1 protein-coding gene is annotated in these 427 nt (G+C 72.8%); it reads right to left on the bottom strand.

What is annotated here, in order from left to right; translation table 11 throughout:
* Window positions 1–427, bottom strand: a 427-nt coding sequence (locus tag JMN17_RS21500; protein WP_202329215.1) for a hypothetical protein, incomplete at both ends; no start/stop codon positions are given.

Genomic DNA, 427 nt, shown 5'->3' with positions numbered 1-427 from the left:
AGCCTGGCGCAGCTGCAACTGCAGCTCCACCGCCTGCAGCCGCGCCAGGCTGATGGCATCGGCCGGCAGCGCCGGCGACGGGCGCGTCAGCAGCGCCTGCAGCCGGCGCAGGTGCTCGCGCTGCAGGCTGCGGCGCATCGGCTCGATCTCCTTGCCGCTCTTCAGCTCGCTCCACACCGCGCCTTGCAGCGTGGCATAGACCTCGTTGAGCGAGATCGCGCCCTTGCGCTCCTTCTCCGGCAGGTAGTTCGGCAGCTCGAGCCGGCGGCGTGCGGTGCCGGCGCTCCGGAGGCCGTCCATCGCCTGCGTCTGCAGCGCCAGCACGCCCTGCGGCACCGCCACCGGGCCCACGCGCGCCCACTCGATGGAGTCGGGCGACAGCGTGGCCAGGAACTCGGGCTTGAAGCGGAAGCGGTCGGTGCTGACC

This window comes from Bacillus sp. RHFS10 (genome assembly GCF_016757475.1).
Classification (GTDB): domain Bacteria; phylum Bacillota; class Bacilli; order Bacillales; family Bacillaceae; genus Bacillus; species Bacillus subtilis_G.
The sequence above is the reverse complement of the archived record's forward strand: the minus strand, read 5'-3'. Positions and strand labels throughout refer to the sequence as shown.